Origin of the sequence: Novosphingobium cyanobacteriorum (assembly GCF_029436685.1) — a bacterium.
GTDB lineage: Bacteria > Pseudomonadota > Alphaproteobacteria > Sphingomonadales > Sphingomonadaceae > Novosphingobium > Novosphingobium cyanobacteriorum.
The window spans coordinates 1-1,894 of record NZ_JAROCY010000071.1 but is presented as its reverse complement, the minus strand read 5'-3'; the positions used below and the strand labels follow the sequence as shown (position 1 = coordinate 1,894).

Sequence of the window (1,894 nt, the reverse complement as noted above, 5' to 3'; positions counted from 1 at the left end):
TGTCAATCGGCGTTCAAAGTTGACCCCCTGATCGGCGCGTAAAACTGACCCCCCTATCGGTCTGGCAGGCGGTTATCCCGGTAGTCCATGGGAGGGGCCCGCGCATGCCGTCGCGCGCCGTCAGGTGCGCTGGCGGCGGCATGCGTGGGAGGGACCTGTGGACCCACCGGGTTAACCGCCGGGGATGGGGGTCCGGGGGAAGGGGTTTGTCAGTTGCGGTGTTTGAAGCGCCAGCTGTCGTTGCCGGTCTCGATGATATCGCAGTGATGGGTGATGCGATCGAGCATGGCTGTAGTCATCTTGGCGTCGCCGAATACCGTGGGCCACTCACCGAAGGCGAGATTGGTGGTGATGATCACCGAGGTCTTTTCGTAGAGTTTGCTGATCAGGTGGAACAGCAGTTGGCCACCGACGAGGGCGAACGGCAGGTATCCCAGCTCGTCGAGGACGACGAGATCGAGGCGGGCGAGCTGACTGGCAAGTGTTCCTGCTTTGCCTGCCCTGGCTTCTTCTTCGAGCCGGTTGACCAGATCGACGGTGTTGAAGAAGCGGCCTCTGGCCCCGGCGCGCACCGTGGCAGCGGTGATGGCGAGGGCAAGATGCGTCTTGCCCGAACCAGTGCCGCCTACCGCGACGATATTGCGCCGCGCAGGCAAGAATGAGCCAGCATGGAGTGAGCGCACCAGCCCTTCGTTGATCGGCGTGTCGACGAACTCGAAGTTGTCCAGATCCTTGATCTCGGGCAGCTTGGCGGCATGCATCCGGTAACGGATCGATGCTGCCTCACGGGCGACTGTCTCGGCGCGCAGGAGGTCGGTGAGCATCTCATGGATGGTCCGCCCCCTCTGGACACCGGTGGTGACCGCTTCATCGAAGGCCCCAGCCATGCCCTTGAGGCCAAGGGCTTTGAGATGGGCGATGATCTCATGCCGCTGCATGGATGCCTCGCGCTCGATCATAGCGGGCACAATCGGCCTGGGGAGGATGAACGAGCCGCAGGTTGGTCAGCACGCTGATCGGCTCCGACGGTGGCGGTAGGCGCCGTCGCGAGAGGATATTGAGGATGACCTCGTCACTGCTGAGCCCCGCTTGCAGGGCTTCCTGGATCGCGGCTTCGACGGCCTCAAGGCCCTCCTCGGGGACTTGCGCCAAAACCCGTACAAAGCGACGGTCGGCGTCATTGCCCTTGCCCAGCGCCTTGCGCAGTGCGGCCAGGCCCGGAGGCAACGGCCAGTCCATGAACGGCGCGCCGTTACGCAGGGCGCCAGGCTTCCTGGCCAGGACCGGCACGTAATGCCAGGGATCGTAGAGCACCTGATCGCGCCCGAACAGGCGGGGGTGCTCGGCCACGACCTCGTCGCCACAGCGGATTACGATGCGTGTGGCATAGGCGCGCACCTGCACCGCCTGCCGCCCAGCCTTGGCCATTACCGAGTAGCGATTACGATCGAAGCTGACGAGACAGGTGGAACTGGCGACGTGGTCGCTCTCGAAGAAGCCGTCGAAGGCTGGCCCCAGGGGGCGCAACGATCCACGCTCAATCTCGAAGGCCTCGGCAACGGTCATGCCGGCAAGAGCGGGATGCGCCTGGGCACTGGCCTGTCGCAGGCTCTCTGCCATCAGCCACGCGTTGCCCTCCTCGATGCTGGCAAAGCGCGGGCGCGGCTTGAACATGCTCTCGCGCGTGTTCAGCACCTGGTTCTCGACCTGCCCCTTCTCCCAGCCCGCCGCCGGCGTGCAGGCCACCGGCTCAATCCGATGGTGGTCCATCATCACCAGAAAGCGCCGGTTGAAGGCCCGATCCTTGCCAGCGAACACCGCTGTCACCGCCGTCTTCATGTTGTCGTAGATCCCGCGCAGCGCCACCCCGCCGAAAAACTCGAACCCCTGGACA

At 64.5% G+C, this 1,894-nt stretch carries 2 protein-coding genes; both read right to left on the bottom strand.

What is annotated here, in order from left to right; translation table 11 throughout:
- Positions 1-209: 209 nt before the first annotated feature.
- The gene (gene istB, locus POM99_RS22250; protein ID WP_277281002.1) at positions 210-938 is read right to left on the bottom strand and encodes an IS21-like element helper ATPase IstB; all 729 of its coding nucleotides are present in this window, start codon (positions 936-938) and stop codon (positions 210-212) included.
- A partial coding sequence (locus POM99_RS22245; RefSeq protein ID WP_438823051.1) for a Mu transposase domain-containing protein occupies positions 925-1,894 on the bottom strand: 970 nt, incomplete at its 5' end. The genes istB and POM99_RS22245, both read right to left, overlap by 14 nt.

Bases quoted from the DNA above. Each gene is read 5' to 3' on its own strand.
- istB (WP_277281002.1), bottom strand. From the start codon at position 938: ATGCAGCGGCATGAGATCATCGCCCATCTCAAAGCCCTTGGCCTCAAG.